The 26,601-nt window shown below is 70.7% G+C and carries 24 protein-coding genes and 1 pseudogene; 20 read left to right on the top strand and 5 right to left on the bottom strand.

The annotated features are described in order from the left end of the window. The first annotated feature begins 57 nt into the window (after window positions 1–57). The 5 genes from DA075_RS02580 (at window position 58) to katG (ending at window position 5,225) form a co-directional block, all read left to right on the top strand. A complete protein-coding gene (locus DA075_RS02580) occupies window positions 58–315 on the top strand; it encodes a sulfurtransferase TusA family protein (RefSeq protein ID WP_099951870.1) in 258 nt (85 codons plus the stop codon). Continuing rightward, a complete protein-coding gene (locus DA075_RS02575) occupies window positions 312–914 on the top strand; it encodes an NUDIX domain-containing protein (protein WP_244936489.1) in 603 nt (200 codons plus the stop codon). Before DA075_RS02580 ends, DA075_RS02575 begins: the two co-directional genes overlap by 4 nt. Before the next feature lie 163 nt (window positions 915–1,077). After that, on the top strand, window positions 1,078–1,380 hold the full coding sequence (locus DA075_RS02570) for a hypothetical protein (protein ID WP_099951869.1): 303 nt from the start codon (window positions 1,078–1,080) through the stop codon (window positions 1,378–1,380). A gap of 262 nt (window positions 1,381–1,642) precedes the next feature. Next, window positions 1,643–1,798, top strand: coding sequence for a hypothetical protein (locus DA075_RS36350; RefSeq protein WP_164712194.1), 156 nt, complete (start codon window positions 1,643–1,645; stop codon window positions 1,796–1,798). A gap of 1,126 nt (window positions 1,799–2,924) precedes the next feature. Next, window positions 2,925–5,225: a catalase/peroxidase HPI gene (gene katG / locus DA075_RS02565; protein WP_099951868.1), complete on the top strand. Its 2,301-nt coding sequence runs from the start codon at window positions 2,925–2,927 to the stop codon at window positions 5,223–5,225. A gap of 136 nt (window positions 5,226–5,361) precedes the next feature. On the opposite strand, the gene DA075_RS02560 is transcribed toward katG, so the two are convergent. The 3 genes from DA075_RS02560 to DA075_RS02550 form a co-directional block, all read right to left on the bottom strand. After that, window positions 5,362–6,492 carry an FAD-binding domain-containing protein gene (locus tag DA075_RS02560; protein ID WP_244936488.1) on the bottom strand — a complete coding sequence of 377 codons (1,131 nt, stop codon included), beginning with the start codon at window positions 6,490–6,492 and terminating at the stop codon, window positions 5,362–5,364. 91 nt (window positions 6,493–6,583) lie between these two features. After that, window positions 6,584–7,777, bottom strand: coding sequence for a COG3904 family protein (locus DA075_RS02555; protein ID WP_099951866.1), 1,194 nt, complete (start codon window positions 7,775–7,777; stop codon window positions 6,584–6,586). Between the two features lie 359 nt (window positions 7,778–8,136). Further along, window positions 8,137–8,514 (bottom strand): DUF3140 domain-containing protein, encoded by a 378-nt coding sequence (locus tag DA075_RS02550; RefSeq protein WP_269153900.1) that lies wholly within the window; start codon window positions 8,512–8,514, stop codon window positions 8,137–8,139. Between the two features lie 137 nt (window positions 8,515–8,651). On the opposite strand from DA075_RS02550, the gene DA075_RS02545 reads away from it, so the two are divergent. Then, window positions 8,652–9,440: an enoyl-CoA hydratase gene (locus DA075_RS02545; RefSeq protein WP_099951865.1), complete on the top strand. Its 789-nt coding sequence runs from the start codon at window positions 8,652–8,654 to the stop codon at window positions 9,438–9,440. Between the two features lie 186 nt (window positions 9,441–9,626). On the opposite strand, the gene DA075_RS36345 is transcribed toward DA075_RS02545, so the two are convergent. Next, entirely contained in the window at window positions 9,627–9,812 is a 186-nt protein-coding gene (locus DA075_RS36345) for a hypothetical protein (protein WP_164712193.1), read from the bottom strand. 5 nt (window positions 9,813–9,817) lie between these two features. Continuing rightward, a pseudogene (locus tag DA075_RS36995) lies at window positions 9,818–10,020 on the bottom strand (IS5/IS1182 family transposase); the annotation flags it as partial. Between the two features lie 789 nt (window positions 10,021–10,809). On the opposite strand from DA075_RS36995, the gene DA075_RS02535 reads away from it, so the two are divergent. The 14 genes from DA075_RS02535 (at window position 10,810) to lpxB (ending at window position 26,598) form a co-directional block, all read left to right on the top strand. Continuing rightward, a complete protein-coding gene (locus tag DA075_RS02535) occupies window positions 10,810–11,859 on the top strand; it encodes a 30S ribosomal protein S2 (protein ID WP_099951864.1) in 1,050 nt (349 codons plus the stop codon). Between the two features lie 147 nt (window positions 11,860–12,006). Continuing rightward, on the top strand, window positions 12,007–12,930 hold the full coding sequence (gene tsf / locus DA075_RS02530) for a translation elongation factor Ts (RefSeq protein ID WP_099951863.1): 924 nt from the start codon (window positions 12,007–12,009) through the stop codon (window positions 12,928–12,930). A gap of 228 nt (window positions 12,931–13,158) precedes the next feature. After that, window positions 13,159–13,917 (top strand): UMP kinase, encoded by a 759-nt coding sequence (gene pyrH / locus DA075_RS02525; protein ID WP_099951862.1) that lies wholly within the window; start codon window positions 13,159–13,161, stop codon window positions 13,915–13,917. Window positions 13,918–14,058: 141 nt separating this feature from the next. After that, the gene (frr, locus tag DA075_RS02520) at window positions 14,059–14,622 is read left to right on the top strand and encodes a ribosome recycling factor (RefSeq protein WP_099951861.1); all 564 of its coding nucleotides are present in this window, start codon (window positions 14,059–14,061) and stop codon (window positions 14,620–14,622) included. A gap of 157 nt (window positions 14,623–14,779) precedes the next feature. After that, window positions 14,780–15,535, top strand: coding sequence for an isoprenyl transferase (locus tag DA075_RS02515; RefSeq protein ID WP_414468181.1), 756 nt, complete (start codon window positions 14,780–14,782; stop codon window positions 15,533–15,535). Next, a complete protein-coding gene (locus tag DA075_RS02510) occupies window positions 15,535–16,428 on the top strand; it encodes a phosphatidate cytidylyltransferase (protein WP_099951860.1) in 894 nt (297 codons plus the stop codon). Before DA075_RS02515 ends, DA075_RS02510 begins: the two co-directional genes overlap by 1 nt. Then, window positions 16,425–17,588 (top strand): 1-deoxy-D-xylulose-5-phosphate reductoisomerase, encoded by a 1,164-nt coding sequence (gene dxr / locus DA075_RS02505; RefSeq protein WP_099951859.1) that lies wholly within the window; start codon window positions 16,425–16,427, stop codon window positions 17,586–17,588. The genes DA075_RS02510 and dxr overlap by 4 nt, the downstream gene beginning before the upstream one ends. Window positions 17,589–17,729: 141 nt before the next feature. After that, window positions 17,730–18,890, top strand: a complete 1,161-nt coding sequence (gene rseP, locus DA075_RS02500) for an RIP metalloprotease RseP (protein WP_099951858.1) — start codon at window positions 17,730–17,732, stop codon at window positions 18,888–18,890. Between the two features lie 357 nt (window positions 18,891–19,247). Continuing rightward, a complete protein-coding gene (bamA, locus tag DA075_RS02495; RefSeq protein ID WP_099951857.1) occupies window positions 19,248–21,788 on the top strand; it encodes an outer membrane protein assembly factor BamA in 2,541 nt (846 codons plus the stop codon). A 185-nt stretch (window positions 21,789–21,973) separates the two neighbouring features. Then, window positions 21,974–23,029, top strand: coding sequence for a UDP-3-O-(3-hydroxymyristoyl)glucosamine N-acyltransferase (lpxD, locus tag DA075_RS02490; RefSeq protein WP_099956353.1), 1,056 nt, complete (start codon window positions 21,974–21,976; stop codon window positions 23,027–23,029). 216 nt (window positions 23,030–23,245) lie between these two features. Further along, window positions 23,246–23,701 (top strand): 3-hydroxyacyl-ACP dehydratase FabZ, encoded by a 456-nt coding sequence (gene fabZ / locus DA075_RS02485; RefSeq protein WP_414468182.1) that lies wholly within the window; start codon window positions 23,246–23,248, stop codon window positions 23,699–23,701. Beyond that, window positions 23,698–24,516, top strand: a complete 819-nt coding sequence (gene lpxA / locus DA075_RS02480) for an acyl-ACP--UDP-N-acetylglucosamine O-acyltransferase (protein ID WP_099951855.1) — start codon at window positions 23,698–23,700, stop codon at window positions 24,514–24,516. The genes fabZ and lpxA overlap by 4 nt, the downstream gene beginning before the upstream one ends. Before the next feature lie 13 nt (window positions 24,517–24,529). Then, window positions 24,530–25,414 (top strand): LpxI family protein, encoded by an 885-nt coding sequence (locus DA075_RS02475; RefSeq protein ID WP_099951854.1) that lies wholly within the window; start codon window positions 24,530–24,532, stop codon window positions 25,412–25,414. Beyond that, window positions 25,411–26,598 (top strand): lipid-A-disaccharide synthase, encoded by a 1,188-nt coding sequence (gene lpxB / locus DA075_RS02470; RefSeq protein WP_244936486.1) that lies wholly within the window; start codon window positions 25,411–25,413, stop codon window positions 26,596–26,598. Before DA075_RS02475 ends, lpxB begins: the two co-directional genes overlap by 4 nt. Window positions 26,599–26,601: the final 3 nt, after the last annotated feature.

Genomic DNA, 26,601 nt, shown 5'->3' with positions numbered 1-26,601 from the left:
TTCTCGTGCGCGCCGGATATGCTCAACCGGTCGACGGCGAGTTCCAACCGAGCGACCATGCGACACCACGACCTCGACCTGCGCGGGCTCAAATGCCCTCTGCCGGTCCTGCGCACCGCCAAGGCCCTGCGCGGCCTCGCTCCGGGCGAGGGCCTGTCGGTGCGCTGCACCGACCCAATGGCCGCCATCGACATCCCGAACCTGCTGCGCGAGCGCGGCGACCATCTCGACCGGATGCTCCGCGACGACGGCGTCCTGATCTTCGAGATCCGTCGCGGCGCCGGGCGCGACGATGCTGAGGAGAGGTTTGCGTGAGCCGAGACGACACTCAGCCCCGCATCACGGGCACGCGCACGGTCTACGAGGGCTGGGCGCGCTATCTCGTCGCCGAGGTGCAGATGCCAGACGGCAGCCGGATCGGCCGCGAGGTCGAGGACCATGGGCCCGCCGTGGCCGTGCTGCCCTACGATCCCGAGCGCCGGGTCGCCCTGCTGGTGCGGCAGTTCCGCACGCCGCCCTGCTTCGTCGATGGCACTGCCTCGGTGCTGGAGGCACCCGCGGGCCTGCGCGAGGAGGACGACCCGGAAACGTGCGCCCGGCGCGAGGCCTTCGAGGAGGTGGGCCTGCGTCTGTCGGTGCTCGAACCCGCCGGACGGGCCTGGTCGCTGCCGGGCCTCTCGACCGAGCGGATGGACCTCTTCCTCGCTCCCTATCGGGCCGCCGACCGCGAGGGGAGCGGCGGCGGCCTGGCGGAGGAGCATGAGAGCATCGAGGCGGTGGAGGTGGCGCTGCCGGACCTCGCCGCGATGGCCGACCGGGGCGAGATCGCCGACATGAAGACGCTCTGCCTCACACAGACCCTGCGCCTGCGGCATCCGAACCTGTTCGCTGGTCCATCCGAAGGGCGGTCTTGAGGGGAGACGGCGCCCGCATCATCCTGGCTCGGAACCTGAACGGGCGGTGTACGAACCCCGTCGTTCACGGTTTCGTGATCAGGGCTAGCGTCTCGTTCAGCAGCTGTTAACTTTGGGCGGTTCCGATAGCCCTCCGTCGCAGGGGCCTCGACAGGAGACGCCGATGTTCAACATTGGACCCTTCCACCGTCCGACCGGCCAGCCCGCCGGTTACTACGCCTCGCTCCTCCCGCTGGAGCCCGAGCCGCTGGACTGCACCTCGCCCTCGCCGCGCGAGCCCGCCCCGGCCCCGGTGGAGCCGAGCATGACCCGCCACGCCGTCTCGATGCTGGTCCTGCTCTGCCTCACGCTGGCGGTACACTCGGCAGTCGGCTGGTGGACCCTGCCCGGCAAGGCTCCGATCCTGGCGCCGTCCGCCCAGACCGCGCCGACGGTCCACGTCTCCAGCGTCCGCTCGCCGTCCTGAGCCCGACGGCGCCTCACCTTCCTGCGGCACCTGTGTTGAGATCCTGAGCCGCCACGACCGATTCCGGATCGGGTCGGCATTGTACCGTCTCGGTACCAGGAGACGGCGCGGCTCACTTCCTTGGCCGGCTGGTACTTTGGTCAAGATCGTGTCGAGAAGCCGGCGGTTTCGCGGTTCCCCCTCTTGCGCGACCCCGCCGATTCGTTAACGTCACGTTCAAATCCAAGAAAATCAGTCGTGATTCGCGCAAGGGAGCCAGCGCATGTCCCAGGTCATTCGCGTCAAGCCTACCCAGGACGGCACCTACACGGTTTACCGCGGCACCCTCGTGCTCATCAGCGGTCTGACCCGTGCTCAGGCCGAGAGCTACGAGGCCTCGCTCGCCCAGAACGAGCGCAAGGATCAATCGATCCACTGAACACGACGCGGCGCGCGGCGGCGCGCCTGTCACCGGCACCCTGTGCCGAGGCCCGCGCCGAGGACGCTCTGCGCGGTCGGCCCTGAAGTCGGAAAGACCGGTCATTCGGGGCTTCCAAGACGGACGCCAGCAAGACGGACGCCAGCAAGACGGACGCCAGCAAGACGGACGCCAGCAAGACGGACGCCAGCTTTTCATGGGCCTTACGCGCTGTCGAGCGACGGTGATCGCTTCACTACGAAGTGGCGCCGAACAACTGCCCCATGAAGACCTGTTATGAAGACCTGTGAAATCTTTAGCATCATCCACGGTTCACGCAGCATTGGCTGATCGGCGGCGCCGGGTCATCCCACCCGGAGCCTCACCCCGAGCAGCCCTGCGGCGGAGGCGCTGACGATCCCTCGGCCGACCGCCCCAGGCGGGATGGCCACCCAGGGTGGGGCTCATCGTCGGAGCCACGATGCTCACCCCCCCGGCGCCGTTCCAAGCTGGTAGCGATCACAAGGATCGCTCGATCCGGAAGGGGGCTTCCGGAAACTGCAGCGATCCACCGAGCCGTCGTTCAAGGGGCTGCCTGCGGTCGAGGGCGATCGTCGATCGCCTGCACCTTGAGATCACGCTGCGGCAAGATCACGCTGCGGCGGGGAGAGTCCGATGCCGGCGGACCCCATGCCGCCGTCGCGTACCATGCGGGTCATCGTCATGGGGTGCGCCCTCTCGCATCGCAGCACCCGCTCCTCCGTCGTCGCATCGTGGAGGCTGACGCCGGCGCAGCGGCGACCTTCCGCGAGGCCGGCGGATTCGAGATCCCGAACTCCGCGCGCCCCCAACCGCCCCGAGGCCGCATGACGCGGTGAACGCGAATTTAGTGGCCGCAACGGAAGCGGCGCCTATCTGCGTCAGCGCACCGTATGTTCGTGTCGAGTCGGGGATGAAGGGTCGGTCATCAAGTCGGCGCCGTGGTCGGACCCGTCCACAGCCAGACCCTGCGACCCCATCCTGATACTCGGCATGAGTATAGTGCGCCCTTTGGGATCGCGGACGCTGTCTGAGCAGCGCGTCGCGCGCAGCCGCATGCTTGCCAACCTCCGTCGCGGCTCGCGGTCGGCACAGAAGGATCGACGACGTGGAAACCTATACTGACGTCCTGTCGGGCAAGTGCCCCTTCGGCGGCGACCGCGTCGGCGGCGCCTTCACCACGCCGCCCACGCTCGAGAACTGGTATCCCGACCGCCTGCGCGTCGAGATGCTGCATCAGAACGGGCCGCAGGCGAACCCGCTCGGATCCGACTTCGACTATCGGGCGGCCTTCGCGTCGCTGGATTACGAGCAGCTCAAGAGCGACATCAAGCAGTTCCTGACCAGCTCGGTCTCGTGGTGGCCGTCCGATTACGGCAATTACGGCCCGCAGATGATCCGCATGGCCTGGCACTCGGCCGGCACCTACCGCATCGCCGACGGGCGCGGCGGCGCCGGCCAGGGCCTGCAGCGCTTCGCGCCGATCAGCAGCTGGTGGGACAACGGCAACACCGACAAGTCCCGCCGCCTGCTCTGGCCGATCAAGCAGAAATACGGCAGCGCCCTGTCCTGGGCCGACCTGATGGTGCTGACCGGCACCTGCGCCCTCGAGATCATGAACTTCCCGACCTATGGCTTCGCCGGCGGCCGCGAGGATGCCTGGGAAGCCGACAACGCGACCTATTGGGGCCCCGAGCAATGGGACCCGACCAATGTCGAGGCCTTCGACAGCATGGTGACCCGCGACAAACGCTGGCGTGGCCAGAACGGCGAAGCCGATTACGACCTCGAGAACCCGCTCGCGGCGTCGCACCAGGCGCTGATCTACGTCAACCCGGAGGGGCCCTACGCCAACGGCGACCCGATGGGCTCGGCCCGCGACATCCGCATCACCTTTACCCGCATGGCGATGAACGACGAGGAAACCGTCGCGCTGATCGCCGGCGGCCACGCCTTCGGCAAGAGCCACGGCATGGTCAAGGCTGACGAGGTCGGTCCGCCGCCGGAGATCGCCCCGATGGAAGCGATGGGCCTCGGCTGGCACAACCCGAAGGGCACGGGCTTCGCCGAGTACACGATGACCAACGGGATCGAGGGCTCGTGGTCGCCCGACCCGACGACCTGGGACAACAGCTACCTCGAGAACCTGTTCAAGTACGAGTGGAAGCAGACGCGCAGCCCCGCCGGCGCCCTGCAATGGACGCCGACCGATCCGGACGCACCCCGGACGCCCGACGCCCACATCCCGGGCAAGTCGCACCCGCTGATGATGATGACCAGCGACATCGCGCTCAAGACCGACCCGGTCTACCGCGCGATCTGCGAGAAGTTCCTGTCCGACTTCGACTACTTCACGCTGCAATTCTCGAAGGCGTGGTACAAGCTCACCCACCGCGACATGGGCCCGAAGGAGCGCTATGTCGGTCCGGAAGCCAGGATCGAGGACGACCTGCTGTGGCAGGACCCGATCCCGCCGGTCGATCACCCGCTGGTGGACGAAGCCGACATCGCCGCCCTGAAGGCGGAGATCCTCGGCACCGGCCTGTCGGTGTCCGACCTCGCCTTCACGGCCTTCTCGTCGGTCGCCACCTACCGCAACAGCGACAAGCGCGGCGGCGCCAATGGCGCCCGCCTGGCACTGGCGCCGCAATCCGGCTGGACCGTCAACCGGCGCGCCCTGCCGGTGATCGAGGCCCTGCGCGGCATCATGGCGGGCTTCAACGGCAAGGCGTCCGGCGGCAAGAAGGTCTCGCTCGCCGACCTCATCGTGCTGGCCGGCTGCGCGGCGGTGGAGCAGGCGGCGAAGGCGGCCGGCGCCGCCGTGGAGGTGCCGTTCGTCCCGGGCCGGATGGACACGACCCCGGAGCTGACCGACGCGGAGAGCTTCGAGTGGCTGAAGCCCATCGTCGACGGCTTCCGCAACTACGTCGATCCGTCCTTCGCCGAGATCACGGGAGGACGCGTCGCCCCCGAGCAGGTCTTCCTCGACAAGGCCAACCTGCTCGCCCTCACCGCCCCCGAATGGGTGGTGCTGACCGGCGGCCTGCGTGCGCTCAACCTGAACCACGACGGCGGACGCGACGGCGTCTTCACCGATCGCGTCGGCGTCCTGACCAACGACTTCTTCACCGTGCTCACCAGCATGGACTACGAGTGGAAGAAGGCGAACGCCGCCGGCACGAGCTTCACCCTCGACGACCGGCAGACCGGAGCGACGACGTTCACGGCGACGCGCTGCGACCTCGTCTTCGGCGCGAACGCGCAGCTCCGGGCCGTCGTCGAGATCTATGCCGGGCGCGACGGGCAGGAGCGGTTCGTGCGCGACTTCGTCAAGGTCTGGCACAAGCTGATGATGCTCGACCGCTACGACGTGAAGCGCAACGAGGCAGGAATGACGAAGGCCGCGTGAGCGGATCGCCGTCCCTGTGATCCAGGTCCTCTGATCCAGGTTCTGCGATAAAAGTCCCCTCTCCCTTACGGGAGAGGGGATCCCGCGATGTCGGGTCGGCGGGATTTTACCGGATGAATGCCGGTCGCCGGCACCGTCAGGACGCCATCACCTTCGAAATCGCACTGCGCAGGCGCGAATAGCCCCGGTTCGACAGCGGCCAGGCCCGCTCGTCCCAGACCCGCCGGATCCGCAGGCAGCCCGCCGGAAGGGCGTCCGCCGAGGGGCCGACCGGGGCCCAAGGCGTCACTACCGGCAACTCCCCGGCCCAGCCATCCTGCACGGGCCCGGCCGGGCAGCCGAAATGCGCGCCCGCCCGGGCGAGGGCATCCGCCATCGCCGCCGCATCCGCCGCGCGCACCGGGTCCGCCGCCTCATCGGCCGAGGCGATCAGGCCGCCCACCCGCATCACCCGGGCCTCGCCGAGGGGCAGGCTCTCAGGGTTCAGGTCGTCGAGGTGGAGGAGCAGGGCGACCGGGCCCGCGGGCACCGGATCGGCCGGGGCCAGCGGCCCCTCCCGGGGCGGCATCGCCTCCTCCAGGGAGGCGGCCCCCTCGTCGAGGCCGGCGGGATCGTGGCGCCCCTCGGTGAACTCCCGGATGTTGGCGCGCCGCGCGAGATAGGGCTTGCCCCGCGTGTGCAGGCCCGCGACCCAGCGCCAGGACAGGGTGTTGCTCGCCGGGTCGCCATCGAGGAGATGGCGCAGGAAGAACGCCGCGCCGAGCTCCCACGGCAGGCGCAAGGTGAAGATCCAGATCGAGGCGAACCACATCCGGGCGTGGTTGTGCAGCCAGTTCTCCTCGACAAGTTGCGCCGCCCAATCGTCGAAGCCGTCGATCCCGGTCCGTCCCGCGATCGCCCGCTCATAGGTCCGGCGCAGGCCCGGCTCCGCGGCGAGGCGGTGGCGCGCGGCGTCGCGCCCGGCGCGGTAGCGCGCCCACGCCTCGGGATGGGTCTCGAGATGGCCCTTGAAGTAGCTGCGCCAGAAGACCTCGGAGACGAACTTCTCCGCGCCGCGCTCACCGAAGGCGCGCAGGCCCGCGCGGGCGACCTCCTCCTCGGTCAGGAGCCGGCGTCGCAGGAAGGGCGACAGCGCCGAGGTGGTCGGCGCGGCGGCCCGGCCCCGATCGGTGTTGCGGGCGGCGGCGTAATCCGCCCCGGAGCCGGCGAGGAAGGCGGAGAGCGCGTCGAGGCCGGCGTCGCGGGTCATGCGTGGGAAGGAGGGCATGACCCGGATCTAGGCCGATCGCCCGGCGCGGCAGCGGCGACGACCGCCGCATCCGGGCCATGAGCCGATCAGTCGCGGGGAGAGGCCGGTTCTACGGCTCGCCCGGCAAGGCCGAGGCCTCCAGCCGCCGGGCGCTGCGGCCGAGCAGGGCTTCCCGCAGCCGCAGGGCATCGCCCCGGGCCAGGGCCTCGGCGAGGCGGCGGCGCAGGTCGGCGCAGCCGAGGGGGTGGGCAGGAGCCGGCTGCGCCGCGGTGGACACGACCGGCGCCGGCCCGGCAAGCGCCCGGCCGAGGAGGGCCCGCAGCCGCGCGACGCCGCCCGCGCCGCGGCGGCCGGGCAGCGTCTCGGCGGCGGCCAGGAGGTCGCCGTCCCGGCCGATGCTGCGGCAGGTCTGTTCGCTTCCGCTCGCCGCCATGGCGTCGAGGACGAGACGGCCGAGGGCCGCGAGGGTCGCGCCGTCGGCGCCCGCGAAGGCCGTCCGCAGCGCATCCACCGCCTCGGCCCGGATCAGGTCGAGGCCGTCGCTCTCGCTGCGCCCCTGCCGGTAGGCCTCGCGATAGCGAGCGGCGATGCCGTCGAGCACCCCCGGCCGGCTCTCCGCGAAGGCGGCGAGGAGGTCGACGGCCCGGAGCACGGCCGACCGGGCACCGCTCAGCGAATCGTCGTCGTCGAGGGTCGAATCCGGCAGGTCGCCCGGCCCGACCACCCGGGTGACGACCCCGGCGGCCCGCAGGCGGGCCGGATCGGGGATCCAGACGTCGCGGGAGGGCGTGGCGAGGGCGTGGTCGACGAAGGCGGGCTCCAGGCCCGCGGCGAGGTAGCGGCCGCGCTCGTCGCTCGCATCGACCGGGATCATCTGCCCGAACAGCCCGGGCTCGTAGGGGGCGTGGAAGCCGAGCCGACTATCGGCCACGATCAGCCGCTCGCGCCCGCGCACGAAGGCCAGCGTGCAGGCCGAGACGCAGTAATCCGGAACGTAGGTGGACAGCCCCCGCTCGGCGACGAGCTCGCCGATCGCCACGCCTTCGTCGACGAGGCCGCCGTCGCTGGTGAGGTGCAGCCGCGTCACGCCCGGATTCGCGTCGAGCAGCTGGCGCAGGCGCGCGGCGGTGCCGTCGTTGAGGTCGCCCCACAGCCGCACGTCGCGCCTGCCGGGGCCGAGGATGACGCGGGCCGGCGGACCGTCGGGGGCGGTGTCGAGCACCGCTTCGAGGCTGCGCGACAATCCCCCGAAGGCCGGGGTGAGGGCGCCCGCCATCCCGGCGAGCCCGAGGCACGCCAGCACGACACCAGCGCCGGTCCGGGCGCCAGACCAAGAGCCAGTCCAAGAGCCAGTCCAAGAGCCAGTCCATGCCCGGCCCCGCCGCACACCCGCTCCCGCCATTCCGGTCCCCCACGACCTGCCGGGCTCGAGCCTCGTTGGGCCCGGCCCTCTTGTCCTTGACCCCACTCAGCCACATCGCCGTGGCGATGCGAAGACGTTGAGGTACCCGCAAGGGTCAGCAAGATCCGGGCCGAACTGGGGCCGGAGCATGGTTCGTTTCGCCAATGGGTCTCGCGGCAGAAACAGTTCTCGACGGGACGGCGCGGCGGGAGAAACTTGCGCCCCCGCCCGCGCCACCATGTCGCGGCGGTGGAACTGCCTCAATCTTTGAGCGGATCGTGGCCCCAGTTCATGAGGGAGTAGCGCCAGCGCGACGTCTTCACGTCCTCCTTCGGCCCGCCCTGGGCGAGGTGGCGGTTCACGTAAGCCACGACCTTGCGCATGTCGGCGTAATCGTCGTCCGTGAGGTCCGCCTTCTTGGTATGCTTGATCTCGACGATCCGCCGCCCCTGATGGTGGCCGACCGATTCGCCGCCCTTGGCGCTCTCCTTCTTGGCGCCGTCGCTCCAACCAACCGACTGGCTCTCCTCGGTGTCGAGCCACGTCTCCAGCTCGCCCGGGGCCATGTTCACCGCCTTGCGGAAGGCCTGATAGGTGTCCTCGTGGTCGCCCGCCTCGGATTTGGCCTGCTTGCTCACGCGTCGTCTCCCTCACGATCGAGTCGCGCATTAACGCCAACAGAAGCGCTCGCGTTCGTCGCAGGGCGATGGATCGCCGGGAGACGGGACGGGATGCGGAGGCTAGGGTCGGTCATCCGCTGCACGGACCTGCCGCCATGACCGACACCGACGAATTGCTCTACGAGGTCGATGCCGAGGGCATCGCCCGCATCACCCTCAACCGGCCGCAGGCGCGCAACGCCCTGACCTTCGCGATGTACGAGCGCCTGCACGGCCTTGCCCAAGCGATCGACGCCGACCCGGCGATCCGCGCGGTGGTGATCCAGGGGGCCGGCGGGCGCGCCTTCGCGGCCGGCACCGACATCGCGCAGTTCCGCGCCTTCTCCACGCCCGAGGACGCGCTCGGCTACGAGCGCTTCATGGACCGGGTGCTCGGCGCCCTCGAACGCTGCGCCAAGCCGACCATCGCGGCGGTCGCCGGGGCCTGCACCGGCGGCGGAGCGGCCATCGCCGCGTCCTGCGATCTGCGCCTCGCCACGCGGGATGCCCGCTTCGGCTTCCCGATCGCCCGCACCCTCGGCAATTGCCTCTCGGTCGCCAACCTGCGCCGGCTCTCGGCGCTGGTCGGCGCCGCCCGGGTGAAGGAGATGATCTTCACCGCCCGCCTGATCGAGGCCGAGGAGGCGCGGGCGATCGGTCTGGTGAGCGAGGTGGTGGAGGATGCGGCCGCCCTCGCCGAGCGGGCGACCGACCTCGCCCGCCTGGTCGCCGGCCACGCCCCGCTGACGCTCGCCGCCACCAAGGAGGGACTGCGCCGGGTGCGCGACGAGGCGCCGTCCGAGGCCGGGGACGACCTGATCCTGCAATGCTACACCAGCGCGGATTTCCGCGAGGGGATGGAGGCCTTTTTGGGCAAGCGCCCGCCGCGTTGGACGGGGCGCTGAGGGACATGGCGCTGACGGACCTGGCGCTGACGGACCTGGCGCTGACGGACCTGGCGCCGAGGGACCGTGTCTCCATGTGTCGGGCTGACGGCAACGCGGACCGCCGGGTGCGGCGTCCGGCACCGGTCGGAATATCGGCCAAGGCTCGTCAACATCGTCAGCCTGACGGCATCGGAAACCGGCATATCACGCGTCTGTTGCCGCCGTCGCCGTTGCCTCGACATACTGGTCGGCCGACCTGGCAGGTCGCGCGAGTTCGCGGGCAGCATAATTCATCATGCGGGTCGCGCAAATCTTGATCGAACCGCTCAGCGCAAGCCGCTGGGTGCGATGATTTGTGCAGAGAATCGCACTTTCGACCAGCAAATACATCTCGTGTCGGCCGGTGAGACGGCTGCGACCAGCAGGCGGTAGTCCTGTGTCGGTCGGCGCGTGGCGCTTGCGCCCCACCCACACGCCGGGCCGGATCATCGCCGCTTGCCCCCGCCATGCCGACGCCGCCCGAGCGGGCAGCCTGTGCGTCGAGAACGGCGCTGGTCGGGCGGGCGTCAGGCCTGGCGCGCTCGCGATCAGCCATCGTCGGGGGATCTCTGGGGTGAGCGTCAGACACTCTCCCAACGCCCGCGACGCCTGCCGCTCACCCCACCGTCACGCTAAGCAGATTTCGCAAAAGTGGCGGCCGGTTTTGCGATAAAAATCTGCGGTAAAACAAGAGCCTAAGCGGGCGAAGCGTTGGACCGCCAACGCAAGTCTGCTTAGGCGTCCCGTTATCGAACGGGGTCTCATACCATCGCGCCCTCGCATCGACGTGTCGATGCGAGGGCGTCCGGCGCATCGGCGCCGGCGCCCGTTCGGGCTTAGCCAGCGCCTTCGAGCGTGGCCGTTCGAAGGCGCGGCGGTATCGGACGCTCTTAGTGCCAGAACTGAAACGCCATGAAAGCCGATGCCTTGGGTCACAAGAGTCGTAGGTGCCGCGGCGCGGGCACGCCCGGACCCCGGCTCCGGGCACAGGCGGCCTCGGGGCGACCGGACAACCCGGACGGGCTCGCGCGAACGAGGGTCGATCGCGAGAAGCCGGCACCGGTCATGGGGCCGGGAATGGGCCGGACGAATGCGCCGGACATCGCCGCAACGAGGCGATCTGGCGAGAGCCGGACGGCAATCCGCATGGACCGCCGGTCATCCCGCGCGCCTTGCCATCCCACCCCCGATCGGATAAAGGCCCGCCCATCCCACACGCGGAGCCGGCCTCATGCCTGAATGAGGCGTTTCCGGTGGCCGTCCACCGCTCGGCGATGTCCCTTCGGCATCCGCCTCGGGTGCGCCGGTCGCTTCCTCCGCGGCGGATGAACCGGAGAGAACAAAGACCATGGCCCTTCCCGACTTCACCATGCGCCAGCTGCTCGAGGCCGGCTCGCATTTCGGCCACCAGGCGCATCGCTGGAACCCGAAGATGCAGTCGTACATCTTCGGCACCCGCAACAACATCCACATCATCGACCTCGCCCAGACCGTGCCGGCCCTGCACCAGGCGCTGCAGGCGGTGAGCGACACCGTCGCCAAGGGCGGCCGGGTGCTGTTCGTCGGCACCAAGCGCCAGGCGGCCGACACGATCGCGGACGCGGCCAAGCGCTCGGCCCAGTACTACGTGAACTCCCGCTGGCTCGGCGGCACGCTGACCAACTGGAAGACCATCTCGGGCTCGATCCAGCGCCTGCGCAAGGTCGACGAGATCCTCGCCGGCGGCGGCCAGGGCCTCACCAAGAAGGAGCGCCTGATGCTGTCCCGTGAGAAGGACAAGCTCGAGAAGGCGCTCGGCGGCATCAAGGACATGGGCGGCGTGCCTGACCTGCTGTTCGTGATCGACACCAACAAGGAGCAGCTGGCGATCAAGGAGGCGAACCGCCTCAAGATCCCGGTGGCGGCCATCGTCGACACCAACTGCAACCCGGACGGCATCACCTACGTGGTCCCGGCCAACGACGATGCCGGCCGCGCCATCGCGCTCTACTGCGACCTCGTCGCCCGCGCGGCGATCGACGGCATCTCCCGCGGCCAGGGTGCCCTCGGCATCGACCTCGGTGAGTCCGACGAGCCGATGGCCGAGGAGCTGCCGGCCCTCGCCAACGAGCCCGAGGTCGCCCCGGTCGACATCACCGAGCCGTATGTCGGCGAGCCCTTCGAGCTGCTGGCCGCCCCCCGCGGCGCGCCGGACGACCTGACCAAGCTCACGGGCGTCGGCCCCCAGCTGGTGCAGAAGCTCAACGATGCCGGCATCTACCACTACTGGCAGATCGCCGCGATGAGCCCTGAGGACATCGCCAAGGTCGACGGCGACCTGAAGCTCAACGGCCGCATCGACCGCGACGGCTGGGTCAACCAGGCCCGCGGCTTCGTCGAGGCCGCCGCGGCGGCGTAACGCCGGCACGGATCAGACGCGGGGCGCGTTAGCCCCGCGGACCGGACGACCTCTCAAAGCCCGGCGCCGCCACGGCGCCGGGTTCCCTTTATCCGCCGACCGGCGCGCCTACGGCGTGCCGGGGCGCCCATGCAAGAGGATCCCACGATGGCCAACATCACGGCAGCGATGGTCAAGGAGCTGCGCGAGAAGACCGGCGCGGGCATGATGGACTGCAAGTCGGCCCTCAACGAGACCGCCGGCGACCTCGAGGCGGCCGTGGACTGGCTGCGCAAGAAGGGCCTCGCCAAGGCCGCCAAGAAGGCCGGCCGCGTCGCCGCCGAGGGCCTGGTCGCGGTCGAGTCCGCCGGCCACCACGCCGCGGTGGTCGAGGTGAATTCCGAGACCGACTTCGTCGCCCGCAACGACAGCTTCCAGGCCTTCGTCCGCGAGGCCGCCAAGCTGGCGCTGAACGCCGAGGCCAGCGTCGAGGCCCTCGAGGCCGCCCGCTTCCCGGGCGCCGAGACCACCGTGAAGGACAAGCTGCAGGAGCTGATCGCCACCATCGGCGAGAACATGACTCTGCGCCGCGTCGCCAAGCTCTCGGTCGAGAAGGGCGTCATCGCGACTTACGTGCACAGCCAGGTCTCCGAGGGTCTCGGCAAGATCGGCGTGCTCGTGGCCCTCGAATCGGCCGGCGACGTGACTGTCCTCAGCCAGCTCGGCCGCCAGATCGCCATGCATGTCGCGGCGACTAACCCGGTGGCGCTCGACGCCTCGGGCGTCGACGCGGCCACGGTCGAGCGCGAGAGCAACATCCTGCGCGAGAAGAACGCCGGCAAGCCCGACCACGTGATGGCCAAGATCGTCGAGAGCGGCCTGAAGAGCTACTACAAGGAGGTCACCCTCCTCGAGCAGCCCTTCGTGCACGACTCGTCGAAGACCGTCTCCCAGGTGCTCAAGGAGTCCGAGGGCAAGGCCGGCGGCCCGGTCAAGCTCACCGGCTTCGTCCGCTACGCCCTGGGCGAGGGCATCGAGAAGGAAGAGGCCCCGGACTTCGCCGCCGAGGTCGCCGCCGCGGCCAAGGGCTGATCAAGGGTTGAGCACGCGCTGAGCGGCTTCGCTGCCCATCGCCCGAGGATTGAGGAGGGGGTCCGCCCGGCGGGCCCCCTTTTCTCGTGCCCGGATCCCGGCCATCGCCGGCCGATTCAAGGCCGGCAGCGCCTCGACGGGCCGGGATCGACAGGCTAGAACCCGGCCGACTTGACACGATACCCGACGCCGACAGCCGTCGCCCCGCGGGCGGCCAGAGGAGCGCCCATGCCCGAACATCCGTTGTCGGAAAAGCCGCTGCCGGAGCAAGGCCCGCCCCCCTTCCGCCGCGTGCTCGTGAAGCTCTCCGGCGAGGCGCTGGCCGCGCCCGACGGCTACTGGCTGCACCCGCCGACCCTGGCAGCCCTGGCCGACGACATCGTCCGGGCCGTGAGCGAGGGCTTCCAGATCGCTCTCGTGGTCGGGGGCGGGAACGTGATCCGGGGCGCCCGGGTCTCGGCGGCGGGCTGGATCGACCGCGCCACCGGCGATTCCCTCGGCATGATGGCGACGGTGATGAACTCGCTGGCGCTGGAGACGGCGCTGAACGCTGCGGGCGTGACGGCCCGCACCATGTCGGCGGTGTCGATGCCGACGATCTGCGAGACCTATGCCCGCCAGCCGGCCCTGCACCATCTCGACAAGGGCCAGGTCGTGGTGCTCGCCGGTGGCACCGGCAACCCGTACTTCACCACCGACACCGCCGCGGTCCTGCGCGCCGCCGAGCTGAAATGCGACGCGGTGCTGAAGGCCACGCAGGTCGACGGCGTCTACTCCGCCGATCCGAAGACCAACCCCGACGCCGTGCGCTACGACCGCCTGAGTCACGACGAGGCGATCGCCCGCGACCTCAAGGTGATGGACACCGCCGCCTTCGCGCTCGCCCGCGACGGCGGGCTGCCGCTGATCGTCGGCTCGGTCCACGCCCCGAGCTCGGTGACGGCGATCCTCACCGGACGCGCGCCCTCGACCCTGGTGGCGCCGTAAACGGCGTCGCACCCGGGCCGCTGCCGCGCCGGACGATTTGCGGCAGGTCAGGTTTTGGTTCATTGAAGCCGGATCAGGGCGGACCCGGCACGGGCGCGCCCTAACTCCCATTCTCCTCCAGACGCTTCGGGACGCGCAGGAATGGCCACTCCCAACTTCGACCTCAACGACATCAAGCGGCGCATGCAGGGCGCGCTGAACTCCCTGAAGCACGACCTCGGCTCGCTGCGCACCGGCCGGGCCACGCCTTCGCTCCTCGACCCGATCCAGGTCGACGCCTACGGCGCCGCCATGTCGATGGCGCAGGTCGCCACGATCAGCGTGCCGGAGCCGCGCCTGCTCAGCGTCTCGGTCTGGGATCGCGGCATGGTGACGGCGGTCGAGAAGGCGATCCGCGAATCCGATCTCGGCCTCAACCCGATGACCGAGGGCCAGACCATCCGGCTGCGCATCCCCGAGATGAACGAGCAGCGCCGCAAGGAGATGGTCAAGGTCGCGCACAAATACGCCGAGGAGGCCCGCGTCGCGGTCCGCCACGTCCGCCGCGACGGCCTCGACCTGCTGAAGAAGCTCGAGAAGGACGGCGCCATCAGCCAGGACGACGAGAAGCGCCAGGCCGATCAGGTGCAGAAGGCGACCGACCAGCACATCGCCGAGGTCGACCAGACCCTGGCGGCCAAGGAGAAGGAGATCATGCAGGTCTGACGAAGGCCGGCATGACGGAAACGAGCGCGTGGGGAGCGCGGAGCCGGGCAACGGCTCCGCCGGGGTCGGGGCCAGCATGGCAGGCGACAGCGAGACGGTGACCCTGCTGGAGGCAGGCCGGGACGAGGGCCAGGACCAGGGCCGAGATCAGGTCCACCTGGCACCCTGCCCGGCCCCGGCGAGCGGGTCCTCCCCCGGCGGGACGATGCCGACCCACGTCGCCATCATCATGGACGGCAACGGCCGCTGGGCCGCCCGCCGGGGGCTGCCGCGGGTCGAGGGCCATCGCCGCGGGGTCGAGGCGGTGCGCCGGGCCGTGCGCTCGGCGATCGACCTGCGGATCCCCTACCTCACCATCTACAGCTTCTCCTCCGAGAACTGGCGCCGGCCCGCCGCCGAGGTGGCGGACCTGATGGGCCTTTTGAAGCTGTTCGTGCGCCGCGACCTCGCCGACCTGCACGCCAACGGCGTCCGGGTGCGGATCATCGGCGAGCGCGACGGCCTGCCGGGCGACATCGCCGGTCTCCTGCGCGAGGCCGAGGAGCGCACCGCCCGCAACACCAAGCTGACGCTCGTGGTGGCGTTCAACTATGGCGGGCGCCAGGAGATCCTGCGCGCGGTGAGAAAGCTCGCCGCGGCCGTCGCCGAAGGACGCTTGGCGCCCGAGGCGATCGACGCCGCGGCGCTCACGGCCGCGCTCGACACCGACGGCATTCCCGATCCCGACCTCGTCATCCGCACCTCGGGCGAGCAGCGGGTGTCGAACTTCCTGACCTGGCAGACCGCCTATTCCGAGTTCGTGTTCGTGCCGGATTTCTGGCCGGATTTCGACCACGCCACCTTCCTCGCCGCGATCGGCGAGTTCCAGAACCGCGACCGCCGCTTCGGCGGCCTCAGCGCCCGGGCGGGGTGATGGCGGGCGACAATACGAAGGCGCCGGGCACCGGAGCACCCGGAACCGGCACCCCCGTGACGGGCCGCCCAGCCTGGCCGGCGACGGAGCTCGGCGCCCGCACGGTCTCCGGCATCGTGCTCGGCCTCCTGGTGCTCGGCGCGACGCTGAACGGCGGCTGGATCTTCGCGGTGGTCTGGTTCCTCGCCGGCCTCGCGGTGGTGGGCGAGTGGCTCGCCATCACCCGCACCGCGCCCCACCGGCCGCTCCTCGCCATCGCGGGCCTCGTCCTTCTGGGTGTCATGGCCGGCGCGCGGCTCGCCGCTCCCCTCCCCTGGCTCGCCGGGGCGGCGATCATAGGCCTCGCCCTCCTGGCGCTCCTCGCCCGGCCGGCCGCGGGGCGGATCTGGGCGCCGGCCAGCCTCGCCTGCGCTCTCGTGGTCGCCCTGGTGCCGGTCGCCTTGCGCGACGATCCCCGCATCGGGCTCGCCGGCCCGCTCTGGCTGTTCGGCGTGGTCTGGACCACCGACATCGCCGCCTACTTCACCGGCCGCTCCCTCGGCGGGCCGAAGCTGTGGCCCGCGGTGAGCCCGAAGAAGACCTGGTCGGGCTTTTGCGGCGGGTTGATCGGGGCGACGATCGTCGGTGGCGCGGTGGCCGCCGGCGCGCGCCATCTCGGCGCCACCGAGGCCCTGCCGCTGCCGCTGGCCTGCGCACTCTCGGCCCTCGGCTCGGTGATGAGCCAGGGCGGCGATCTCGCCGAATCGGCGCTCAAGCGCGCCTACGGCGCCAAGGATTCCGGCCGCCTGATCCCGGGCCATGGCGGCGTGATGGACCGCCTGGACGGCTTCTTCGCCGCGGCCCTCCTCGCCGGCCTCCTGCTCGTCGGCCTCACTCTCGCGGGATCCTCATGACCCTCACCGTCTCCGTCCTGGGCGCGACCGGCTCGATCGGGCGCTCCACCGCCGACCTGCTCGACCAGCACCGGGACCGCTTCCGGGTCGGCGCCGTGGCGGGCGGCCGCGATGCGCAGGCGCTGGCCCGCGTCGCCCGCGAATTGAACGCCGAGTTCGCGGCGATCGCCGATCCCGATTCCGGTCCGGCCTTGCGCGACGCGCTGTCGGGGTCCGGCATCGCCTGCGGCGCCGGCCCCTCGGCGGTGATCGAGGCCGCGACCCGGGACGCCGACCTCGTGGTGGCGGCGGTGAGCGGGGCTGCGGGCCTGAGCCCCACCTGCGCGGCGATCCGCCAGGGCCGCACCGTGGCGCTCGCCAACAAGGAGAGCCTGGTCTGCGCCGGCGACGCCTTCATGCGCGACGCCAAGCGATACGGCGCCCGCCTCCTGCCGATGGATTCCGAGCACAACGCGCTCGAGCAGTCGATCGGCACCGGCCGCATCGACGACATCACCCGGATGACCATCACCGCCTCCGGCGGACCGTTCCGGACCGCGACCCGGGAGCGGATCGCCGCGGCGAGCGCCGCCGACGCGGCCGCCCACCCGACCTGGTCGATGGGCATGAAGATCAACATCGATTCGGCCACCCTGATGAACAAGGGGCTGGAGCTGATCGAGGCTCACCACCTGTTCGGCATCGAGGCCGAGCGCCTCGACGCCGTGGTGCATCCGCAATCGATCGTCCACGCCCTCGTCACCTGGCGCGACGGCGCCGTGACGGCCGGGCTTTACGTCCCCGACATGCGGGTGCCGATCGCCCATTGCCTCGGCCTCGGCGAGCGCCTGTCGATCGCCCGCGGCAAGCCTCTCGATCTCGCGGCGACCGGCAGCCTGACCTTCGAGCGTCCGGACGAGGAGCGCTTCCCCTGCCTGCGGATCGCCAAGGCCGCGCTCGCCGCCGGCGGCGCGCAACCGACGGTGATGAACGCCGCCAACGAGATCGCGGTCGCGGCGTTCATCGCCGGCGGGATCGGCTTCTACGACATCGCCGCCCTGGTCGAGCGGGCCTGCGAGCATTTCGCGGCGCGCTTCCCCGCCGCTCCCGCCGACGTCGAGGAGGCCCTCGCCATCGACGCCGAGGTGCGGGACTGGAGCCAATCGGCCCTGGCCGCCTGACCGAGCGTTGACCTTCCGTTAAGTTAACCCTCGGCCGTTTCACGCTCTGTTCGCGAGCCCGCGGACTCTGTATGGTGGGGGGATCGGCAAGGCGGCCGCGCCGGGTCACGACAAGGCCCGCCGCGCCGCATCGAGGTGACCATGGATCTGCTCAACGTCGTCGGCGGTGCGACGACGAACCTGCTCGGCTACATCGTGCCGTTCCTGTTCGTTCTCACCGTCGTGGTGTTCATCCACGAGCTCGGCCATTTCCTGGTCGGGCGCTGGTGCGGCGTCGGGGTGACCAGCTTCTCGATCGGCTTCGGGCCCGAGCTCGTCGGTTTCAACGACCGCCGCGGCACCCGCTGGAAGCTCTCGGCGATCCCGCTGGGCGGCTACGTCAAGTTCGTCGGCGACATGAACGGCGCCAGCGTGCCGGACGCGGACGCGATGGCGCGCATGAACCCGGCCGAGCACGCGATCAGCTTCCACACCCAGAACGTCTGGAAGCGGGTCGCCATCGTGGCGGCGGGCCCGATCGCGAATTTCCTCCTCGCCATCGTGGTCTTCGCCGGCGCCGTCTACGCCACCGGCCGCTACGAGGTGGCGCCCCGGGTCTCGGCGGTGCAGGCGGGCAGCGCGGCCGAGCGCGCCGGCTTCCAGGCCGGCGACGTGGTGCTGACGATCAACGGCAGCCCCATCCACAACTTCGCCGACATGCAGCGCACCGTCTCGGGCGCTGCCGGCGACCGGCTCGACTTCACGGTGGAGCGCGGCGGGGTCCCCACCCCGCTCACCGCGACGCCGGACGTCTACGAGGACAAGACCCCGTTCGGCACCCAGCGCATCGGGCGGCTGGGGATCCAGGGGCCGCGCGACGCGGCCGACGTCAAGCTGGTGCGCTACGGCGCGCTCGATTCGCTGAAGATCGGCGTCACCGAGACCTACTTCGTCGTCGATCGCACCTTCAACTACATCGGCAAGCTGATCACGGGCCGCGAATCCGCCGACCAGCTCTCGGGGCCGATGGGCATCGCCCGGGTCTCGGGGCAGGCCGCCAAGGTCGGCGGCATCAGCGCCCTGGTGGGGCTGATCGCGGTCCTGTCGGTCTCGATCGGGCTCATCAACCTGTTTCCGGTGCCGATGCTCGATGGCGGCCACCTGATGTTCTACGCCGTCGAGATCGTGCGCGGCCGCCCCTTGAGCGAGCGGGCGCAGGAGATCGGCTTCCGCATCGGCCTCGCCCTGGTGCTGATGCTGATGCTGTTCGCGACCTGGAACGACATCCTGCATATCGGCGCCGCCTTCAACCGCGGCACCTGACGCTAGGGAATTTCTCCGGCTGCCGAGAGCCGCCCGCCTCGCGCGGGCGGCTCTTTTTCGTGGATCCCCCCAAGGGCCTCGAATCCCTCCAATTTTCGTAAAATGCGTGCCATTCCGGGGCGTTCGCGCCCGCGGGCCCTTCATCGCGCGCTGACTCTGGCTGGTGAAAAGCGTGGCCGTGGCCCGTGACAGGAAGGCAACGTCTGGGCAAAATCCCTGTCGGCTGGGAGCGTGGCGTTTGCTTCGCCAGGGATTCCCGATAGAAGCGGGGCTAGGACCAGGGGCCTTCGCCTTTGCAAGAGGGTGATCGTCTGCGGGTGTGAACCCGTGCCGACAAAAAATGAGACGGGCCATTTGATGATGTCGATGACGGGTAAGCGCCGGCGTGCGTCGGCGAAAGGCGCCATTGTCATGGCCGCCACCATCGCCGCCAGCGGCAGCGCCTTCGCGCAGCAGATTGTCGTTCAGGGCAATTCCCGGATCGACGCAGAGACGGTCCGTTCCTACGTGGTCGGCGTGTCGCCCGAGGAGGGCCGCCGCAACCTGATCGCCAGCGGGATGTTCTCCGACGTGCGCGTGGCGCACAATGGCGGGCGCATCATCGTGTCGGTGCGTGAGAACAACACGATCAACCGCGTCTTCTTCGAGGGCAACAAGAAGGTCGAGAAGGCGACGCTCGAGGGCATCGTCGAGTCGAAGGCGCGCGGGCCCTACAGCCAGGCGACCGTCAACTCCGATCTCGAGCGCATCCGCGAGGTCTACCGCCGCGCCGGCCGCGGCCTCGCCAAGGTCTCGGTCCGCACCGTCGACCTGCCGAACGGCCGCGTCGACGTCGTCTACGCGATCGACGAGGGCGACAAGACCGGCGTCAAGGAGATCCGCTTCGTCGGCAACCAGGTCTATTCGGACGGCCGGCTCAAGGACCTGATGACGCTGTCGGAGATGAACCTCCTCAGCTTCGTCAAGACCTCGGACGTCTACGATCCCGACCGGCTCGCCAACGACCTCGACCTGATCCGGCGCTACTACCTGAAGAACGGCTATGCCGACTTCCGGGTCGCCTCGGCGGATTCGCGCTTCGACGACGCTGCCGGCGGCTGGATCATCACCATCACGGTCGAGGAAGGCCAGCAGTACCGCGTCGGCGCGGTCTCGGTCGATTCCCGCATCCCCGGCGTCGACGGCACGGTGCTGCGCGACGAGCTGCGCACCGGCGTCGGCGACGTCTACAATGCCGAGGACGTCGAGAAGACGCTGACCGGCGTCACCACCTCGGTGGCCCGGTCCGGCCACCCCTTCGCCCAGGTCCGCCCGACCGGCGAGCGCGACCGTGCCACCGGCACCGTCGCCCTCGGCTACATCGTCGAGGACGGCCCGAAGGTCTACATCGAGCGCATCAACGTGCGCGGCAACACCCGCACGCGCGACTACGTGGTGCGGCGCGAGCTCGACCTGACCGAGGGCGACGCCTACAACCGCGTGCTGGTCGACCGGGCCGAGCGTCGGCTGAACGGCCTCGGCTTCTTCAAGAAGGTGCGGTTCTCCAACGAGCCCGGCTCGGCCCCCGACCGCGTCATCGTGAACATCGATGTCGAGGATCAACCGACCGGCTCGTTCTCGGTCGCCGGCGGCTACTCGACGGCGGACGGGATCATCGGCGAGGTCTCGGTCTCGGAATCGAACTTCCTCGGCCGCGGCCAGTATGTCCGCCTCGCCGGCACCGCCGGCCAGTATACCCGCGGCGTCGATTTCTCGTTCACCGAGCCGTACTTCCTCGGCTACCGCCTCGCGGCCGGCTTCGACGTCTTCAACAAGTACAGCGACCAGACCCGCTACTCGCGCTACGTGACCGACGTGGTCGGCGGCCAGCTCCGCCTCGGCCTGCCGATCACCGAGGAGTTCGGCATCACGCTGCGCTACTCGATCTACAACACCGACCTGAAGATCCCGAACACGATCAAGCGGCCGTACAACGACTGCTCGTTCCCGATCCCGGGCTACACCAAGACCTACGATCCGGGCACGATCCTCAACGGCCGGAACGTCGGCGGCCTGGCCCAGTACCCGAACTGCGCCTATGACGGCGAGGCGTCGATCGCCCTCAAGGAGGCGGTCGGCTCGACGCTGACGTCGCTCGCCGGCGTCACCCTGGCCTATTCGACCCTGGACAACCTGCAGCTGCCGCGCAACGGCTTCTACGGCGAGATCAAGCCCGAATATGCGGGCCTGGGCGGCGACTCGAAGTTCTTCCGCGTCACCGGCGAGGCCCGGTATTACAAGGAGCTGTACGAGGATGTCGTCGGCTTCGTGAAGTTCCAGGGCGGCCACGTCAGCCCGACCGAAGGCAATTCGCTCCGCGTCACCGACCAGTTCTTCCTCGGCCCGTCGCTGGTGCGCGGCTTCGCGCCGAACGGCATCGGCCCGCGCGACGTCGGCTCGGGCGATGCCCGCTCGAATGCGATCGGCGGCACGACCTATGTCGGCGCCTCGGTCGAGGTGCAGTTCCCGATCTGGGGCCTGCCCCGCGACCTCGGCCTGAAGGGCGCGGTCTTCGCCGATGCCGGTACGCTGTTCGGCTACAAGGGCCGCCGCGCCTTCGACGTCAACGGCGACGGCTTCATCAACGGCACAGCACCGGGCGGCGCGTGCAACTTCAACGCCCTCACCGTCGGCGTCGAGCCGGAATGCGTGAACGTCCGCGACAAGGCGACGATCCGTTCGTCGGTCGGTGCGTCGATCCTGTGGAACTCGCCGCTCGGCCCGATCCGCTTCGACTACGCCTACGCCCTCACCAAGGACGAAGGCCAGAAGGTCTTCGGTGCCGACGGCACCTATTTCGGCAAGGTCGGCAAGGACCAGACGCAGGCCTTCCGCTTCTCGGGCGGCTCGCGCTTCTAACAGAACCCACCCGGCGGGCGCCGACGGCGCCCCCGCTTCGTTCGACGGCCGCGGAGCGACGAGCTTCCGCGGCTGTTTTCGTTTGTGCCCCCCGGCTCAACCGGTTAGTCCGGGCGCCCTCCCCTCGACGGGAGGATGGCGGTCCGGCCCGAGCCGGCCCGTCGGGCCTTAGGCGGATGCAGGCGATGTCGGAACCGGTCTTCTTTCCCCTCGCGGGTCCCGTCAGCTTACGCGAGGTCGCTTCCCTCTCCGGCGCGGCCCTGCCACCGGAGGCCGACGGCGAGGCGGTGATCCGCGCCGCGGCGCCCCTCGAGAGCGCCGGTCCCGACGACCTCGCCTACATGGACAACGCCAAGTATGCGGACGCGCTCGGCACCACGCGGGCCCGCGCCTGCCTGGTCACCCCGCGCTTCGCCGCCCGGGTGCCCGAGGGCACGGTCGCGCTGGTGACGCCCCAGGCCTACCGGGGCTTCGCGACTGTGCTCGCCCGCCTGTTTCCGAGCGCGGCGCGCCCGACCTCCCTGTTCGGGGCCACCGGCGTGTCGCCCGGCTCCTTCGTCCACCCGACCGCCCGGCTCGAGCCCGGCGTGGTGGTCGATCCCGGCGTGGTGATCGGGCCCCAGGCCGAGATCGGCGCCGAGACGGTGCTGGCGGCGGGCTGCGTCGTGGGCCCGAGCGTGCGGATCGGGCGGGGCTGCGCCATCGGGCCCAATGCCTCGGTGCTGCACGCCTTCCTGGGCAACAGGGTGATCGTGCATGGCGGCGCCCGCATCGGCCAGGACGGGTTCGGCTTCGCCATGGGACCGGGCGGTCACCTCAAGGTGCCGCAAGTCGGCCGGGTCATCATCCAGGACGACGTCGAGATCGGCGCCAACACCACCATCGACCGGGGCGCCAGCCGCGACACGGTGGTGGGCGAGGGCACCAAGATCGACAACCTGGTGCAGATCGCCCACAACGTCGTCATCGGCCGCCACTGCGTGATCGTCGCCCAGGTCGGCATCTCGGGCTCGACGACGCTCGAGGATTACGTCGTGCTCGGCGGTCAGGTGGGCGTGGTGGGCCATCTGCGCATCGGCATGGGCGCGCAGGTCGCCGGATCGAGCAACATCAACAAGGACGTGCCGGCGGGTGCCCGCTGGGGCGGCACGCCGGCGAAGCCCGTGCGCGAGTGGTTCCGCGAGATGACGACGCTCAAGAACCTCGCGGCGCGATCCCGCGACGAGGCCGGCGAGGGCTGAGGTCCATGTCCCGGACTCGTGTCCCGCGAGGCTGGCCGGGCGCCGGACGTCCCGATCCCGAGCCGGGATATCCAGGGACACCGCCGTTGCCGTGCTCCCGCCGCAAATCGCTTGCATCCGCGCCGCTTCTCGCCAAAGACGGCGCACCGATGATCCGAGACCGATGCTCCGCGTGCGACTGGGGCAGCCATGAGGGAGCCTGACACCATGACCGAGATGCCTGCCGAGCTGGGCACGGCCGACATCATGCGGGTGATGGAGCTCCTGCCCCACCGCTACCCGTTCCTGATGGTCGACAAGATCGTGCAGATCGATCGGGACGAGAGCTGCATCGGCATCAAGAACGTCACGATCAACGAGCCGCACTTCACCGGCCACTTCCCGGCCGCCCCGGTCTTCCCGGGCGTGCTCCTGATCGAGGGCATGGCCCAGACCGCAGGCGCGATCTGCTGCGCCCACAAGCTCAAGGGCGACGCCAAGCCGAGCAAGGTCTTCTTCATGACCATCGACAAGGCGAAGTTCCGCAAGCCGGTCCTGCCTGGCGACGTGGTCGAGTACCACATGCGCAAGACCAGCAACCGCCGCTTCATGTGGTGGTTCAAGGGCGAGGCCAAGGTGAACGGCGTGCTGGTGGCCGAGGCCGAGATCGGCGCGATGCTGGTGACGGAATGAGCGACGACCGCGAGACCCGCATCCACCCGAGCGCGGTGGTCGAGGACGGCGCGGTGCTCGGCGCCGGCGTCGAGATCGGGCCGTTCTGCCATGTCGGGCCGCAGGCCGTGCTCGGGGACGGGGTGCGGCTGGTGAGCCACGTGGTCGTGGCGGGCCGCACCACGGTCGGGCCGCGCACCCGGATCTATCCGTTCGCATCGATCGGCCACCCGCCGCAGGACCTGAAGTTCCGCGGCGAGGACTCGACGCTGACGATCGGCGCCGATTGCCAGATCCGCGAGGGGGTGACGATGAACCCCGGCACGGCCGGCGGCGGCCTCGCCACGGTGGTGGGCGATGCCTGCGCGTTCCTGGCCAACAGCCATGTCGGCCACGATTGCCGGGTCGGCAACCACGTCGTGTTCTCCAACAACGTGATGCTGGCCGGCCATTGCCAGGTCGGCGACTACGCGATCCTCGGTGGCGGCGCCGCGGTGATCCAGTTCGCCCGGGTCGGCGCGCATTCCTTCGTGGGCGGCCTCTCGGGGCTGGAGAACGACCTGATCCCCTACGGCATGGCGGTGGGCAACCGCGCCCACCTGTCGGGCCTCAACATCATCGGGCTGCAGCGCCGCGGCTTCTCCCGCGAGGAGATCCACGCCCTGCGCAAGGCCTACCGCCTGCTCTTCGCCCTCGAAGGCACGCTGATGGAGCGGGTCGAGGACGTGGCGGCGGAGTTCGACCAGCACCCGATCGTGCAGGAGATCCTCGCCTTCATCCGCGAGGGCGGCAAGCGCTCGGTCTGCACGCCCCGCGAGGCCCCGGGTCCTGCCTGATGAGTCCCGCGTGATGGCCGCCGCGGCGGCACGCGCCGAGACCGAGGCGGGCCCGGTCGCGATCGTGGCCGGGGCCGGCCGGCTCCCGCTCCTCATCGCCGCCTCCCTCGACCGGGCCGGCCGCTCCTGCCGCGTGCTGGCCATCCGGGGCTTCGCCGATCCGGCGACGAGGCGGCGGGCCGACGCCACGATCGACCTCCTCGACGTGCGCGGCGCCCTCGACACCTTGAGCGCCTGGGCGCCCGTCGGCGTGACCCTCGCCGGCGCCGTGGCGCGGCCGAGCCCGGCGGCGCTCCTCAACACCCTCGCCGCCTATCGCAACCGCGAAGCCTTGCGCTCGCTCGCCTCGGGCGGCGACGACCACCTGCTGCGCGGCGTGCTCGCCCTCCTCGAAGAGCACGGCCTGGCGGTGCTCGGCGTGCGCGATCTCGCGCCGCACCTGATGGCGCCGCAGGGCCGACTCGGTGCCCTCGGTCCCGACGAGGCGGCGGAGGCCTCCGTCGCGGCCGGCCGGGCGCTGCTCGCCAGCCTGTCGCCGCACGATGTCGGCCAGGCCGCCGTGGTGGCGAGCCGGCGCGTGCTGGCGGTCGAAGGGCCGGAGGGCACCGACCGGATGCTGGCGCGCGCCCGGGCGCTGGCCCGCCGGCCCCTCGGCCTCGGGCGCCCCCCCGCCGGGATGGTGCTGGTCAAGCGCGCGAAGGACGGCCAGGACCTGCGCGTCGACCTGCCGGCCATCGGCCCGCGGACGGTGAAGCACGCGGCGGAGGCCGGCTGCCGCGGCATCGCGGTCGGGGCCGGCGACACCCTGGTGCTCGACCGGGCGGAGACGGTGGCGCTCGCCGACCGCCTCGGCCTCTTCCTCCTCGGCCTGCCGCCCGATCCGGAGCCCTCCCGTTGAGCGAGCGTCCCGACACGCAACGTCCCCTTGCGATCTGGCTGGTGGCCGGCGAGGAATCCGGCGACCAGCTCGGCGCCAAGCTGATCCGCTCGCTGCGCGCCCTCTCGGACCGGCCGCTCACGCTCGCCGGCGTCGGCGGCGACGCCATGGCGGCGGAGGGAATGGAGTCGCTGTTCCCGCTCGAGGACGTGGCGGTGATCGGCTACCTCGCGGTGGCGGCGCGCATCCGCCTCCTGATGCGGCGCATCCGCCAGACCGTGCGGGCCTGCGTGGCGGCCCGTCCCGACGTGCTCGTCATCATCGACAGCCCGGGCTTCACCCATGCGGTGGCGAGCCGGGTGCGCCGGCAGCTGCCGGATCTCCCCGTGGTCGATTACGTCAGCCCGAGCGTCTGGGCCTGGCGCCCGTGGCGGGCGAAGACCATGCGCGGCTACATCGACCACGTCCTCGCCCTGCTGCCGTTCGAGCCCGACGCCCATCGCCGCCTCGGCGGGCCGGCCTGCACCTATGTCGGCCACCCGTTGATCGAGCGCCTGGGCGAGCTGCGCCCCGGCCCCGCCGAGAGCGAGGCCCGCCAAGGCCCCTCGCCGGTCCTGGCGGTGCTGCCGGGCTCGCGCCGCAGCGAGATCGAGCGGCTGATGCCGATCTTCGGCGCGACGCTGGCCACGGTGCAGGCGCAGGGCCACGCCTTCACGGTCGAGCTGCCGGCGGTGTCGCGCCATCGCGCCCTGATCGAGCGCCTCGCCGGCACCTGGCCGGTGCGCCCGCGCCTGATCGACGGCGAGGCCGACAAGCTCGCGACCTTCCGGCGGGCCCGGGCGGCGCTCGCCGCCTCCGGCACGGTGACGCTCGAACTGGCGCTCGCCGGCGTGCCGATGGTGGTGGCCTATCAGGTGCCGAAGATCGAGGAGGTGATCGTGCGCCGCCTGATCCAGGTGCCGACGATCGTGCTGCCCAACCTGATCCTGGCCGAGAACGCCATTCCCGAGCTGATCCAGGCCGAGTGCACGCCCGAACGGCTGGCGGCGGCGCTCGGCCCGCTCCTGCCCGAGGGCCCGGCCCGGGCGGCGCAGGAAGCGGCCCTCGCCCGGCTCGACGCCACGATGCGGCTGCCCGACGGCGACGATCCGAGCCGCAGCGCCGCCCGGATCGTGCTGGAGGCAGGGCGGCACCGGCCGGCCTGAGCT

Origin of the sequence: Methylobacterium currus (genome assembly GCF_003058325.1) — a bacterium.
Classification (GTDB): Bacteria; Pseudomonadota; Alphaproteobacteria; order Rhizobiales; family Beijerinckiaceae; genus Methylobacterium; species Methylobacterium currus.
This window is presented reverse-complemented; position numbering and strand designations above follow the sequence as displayed.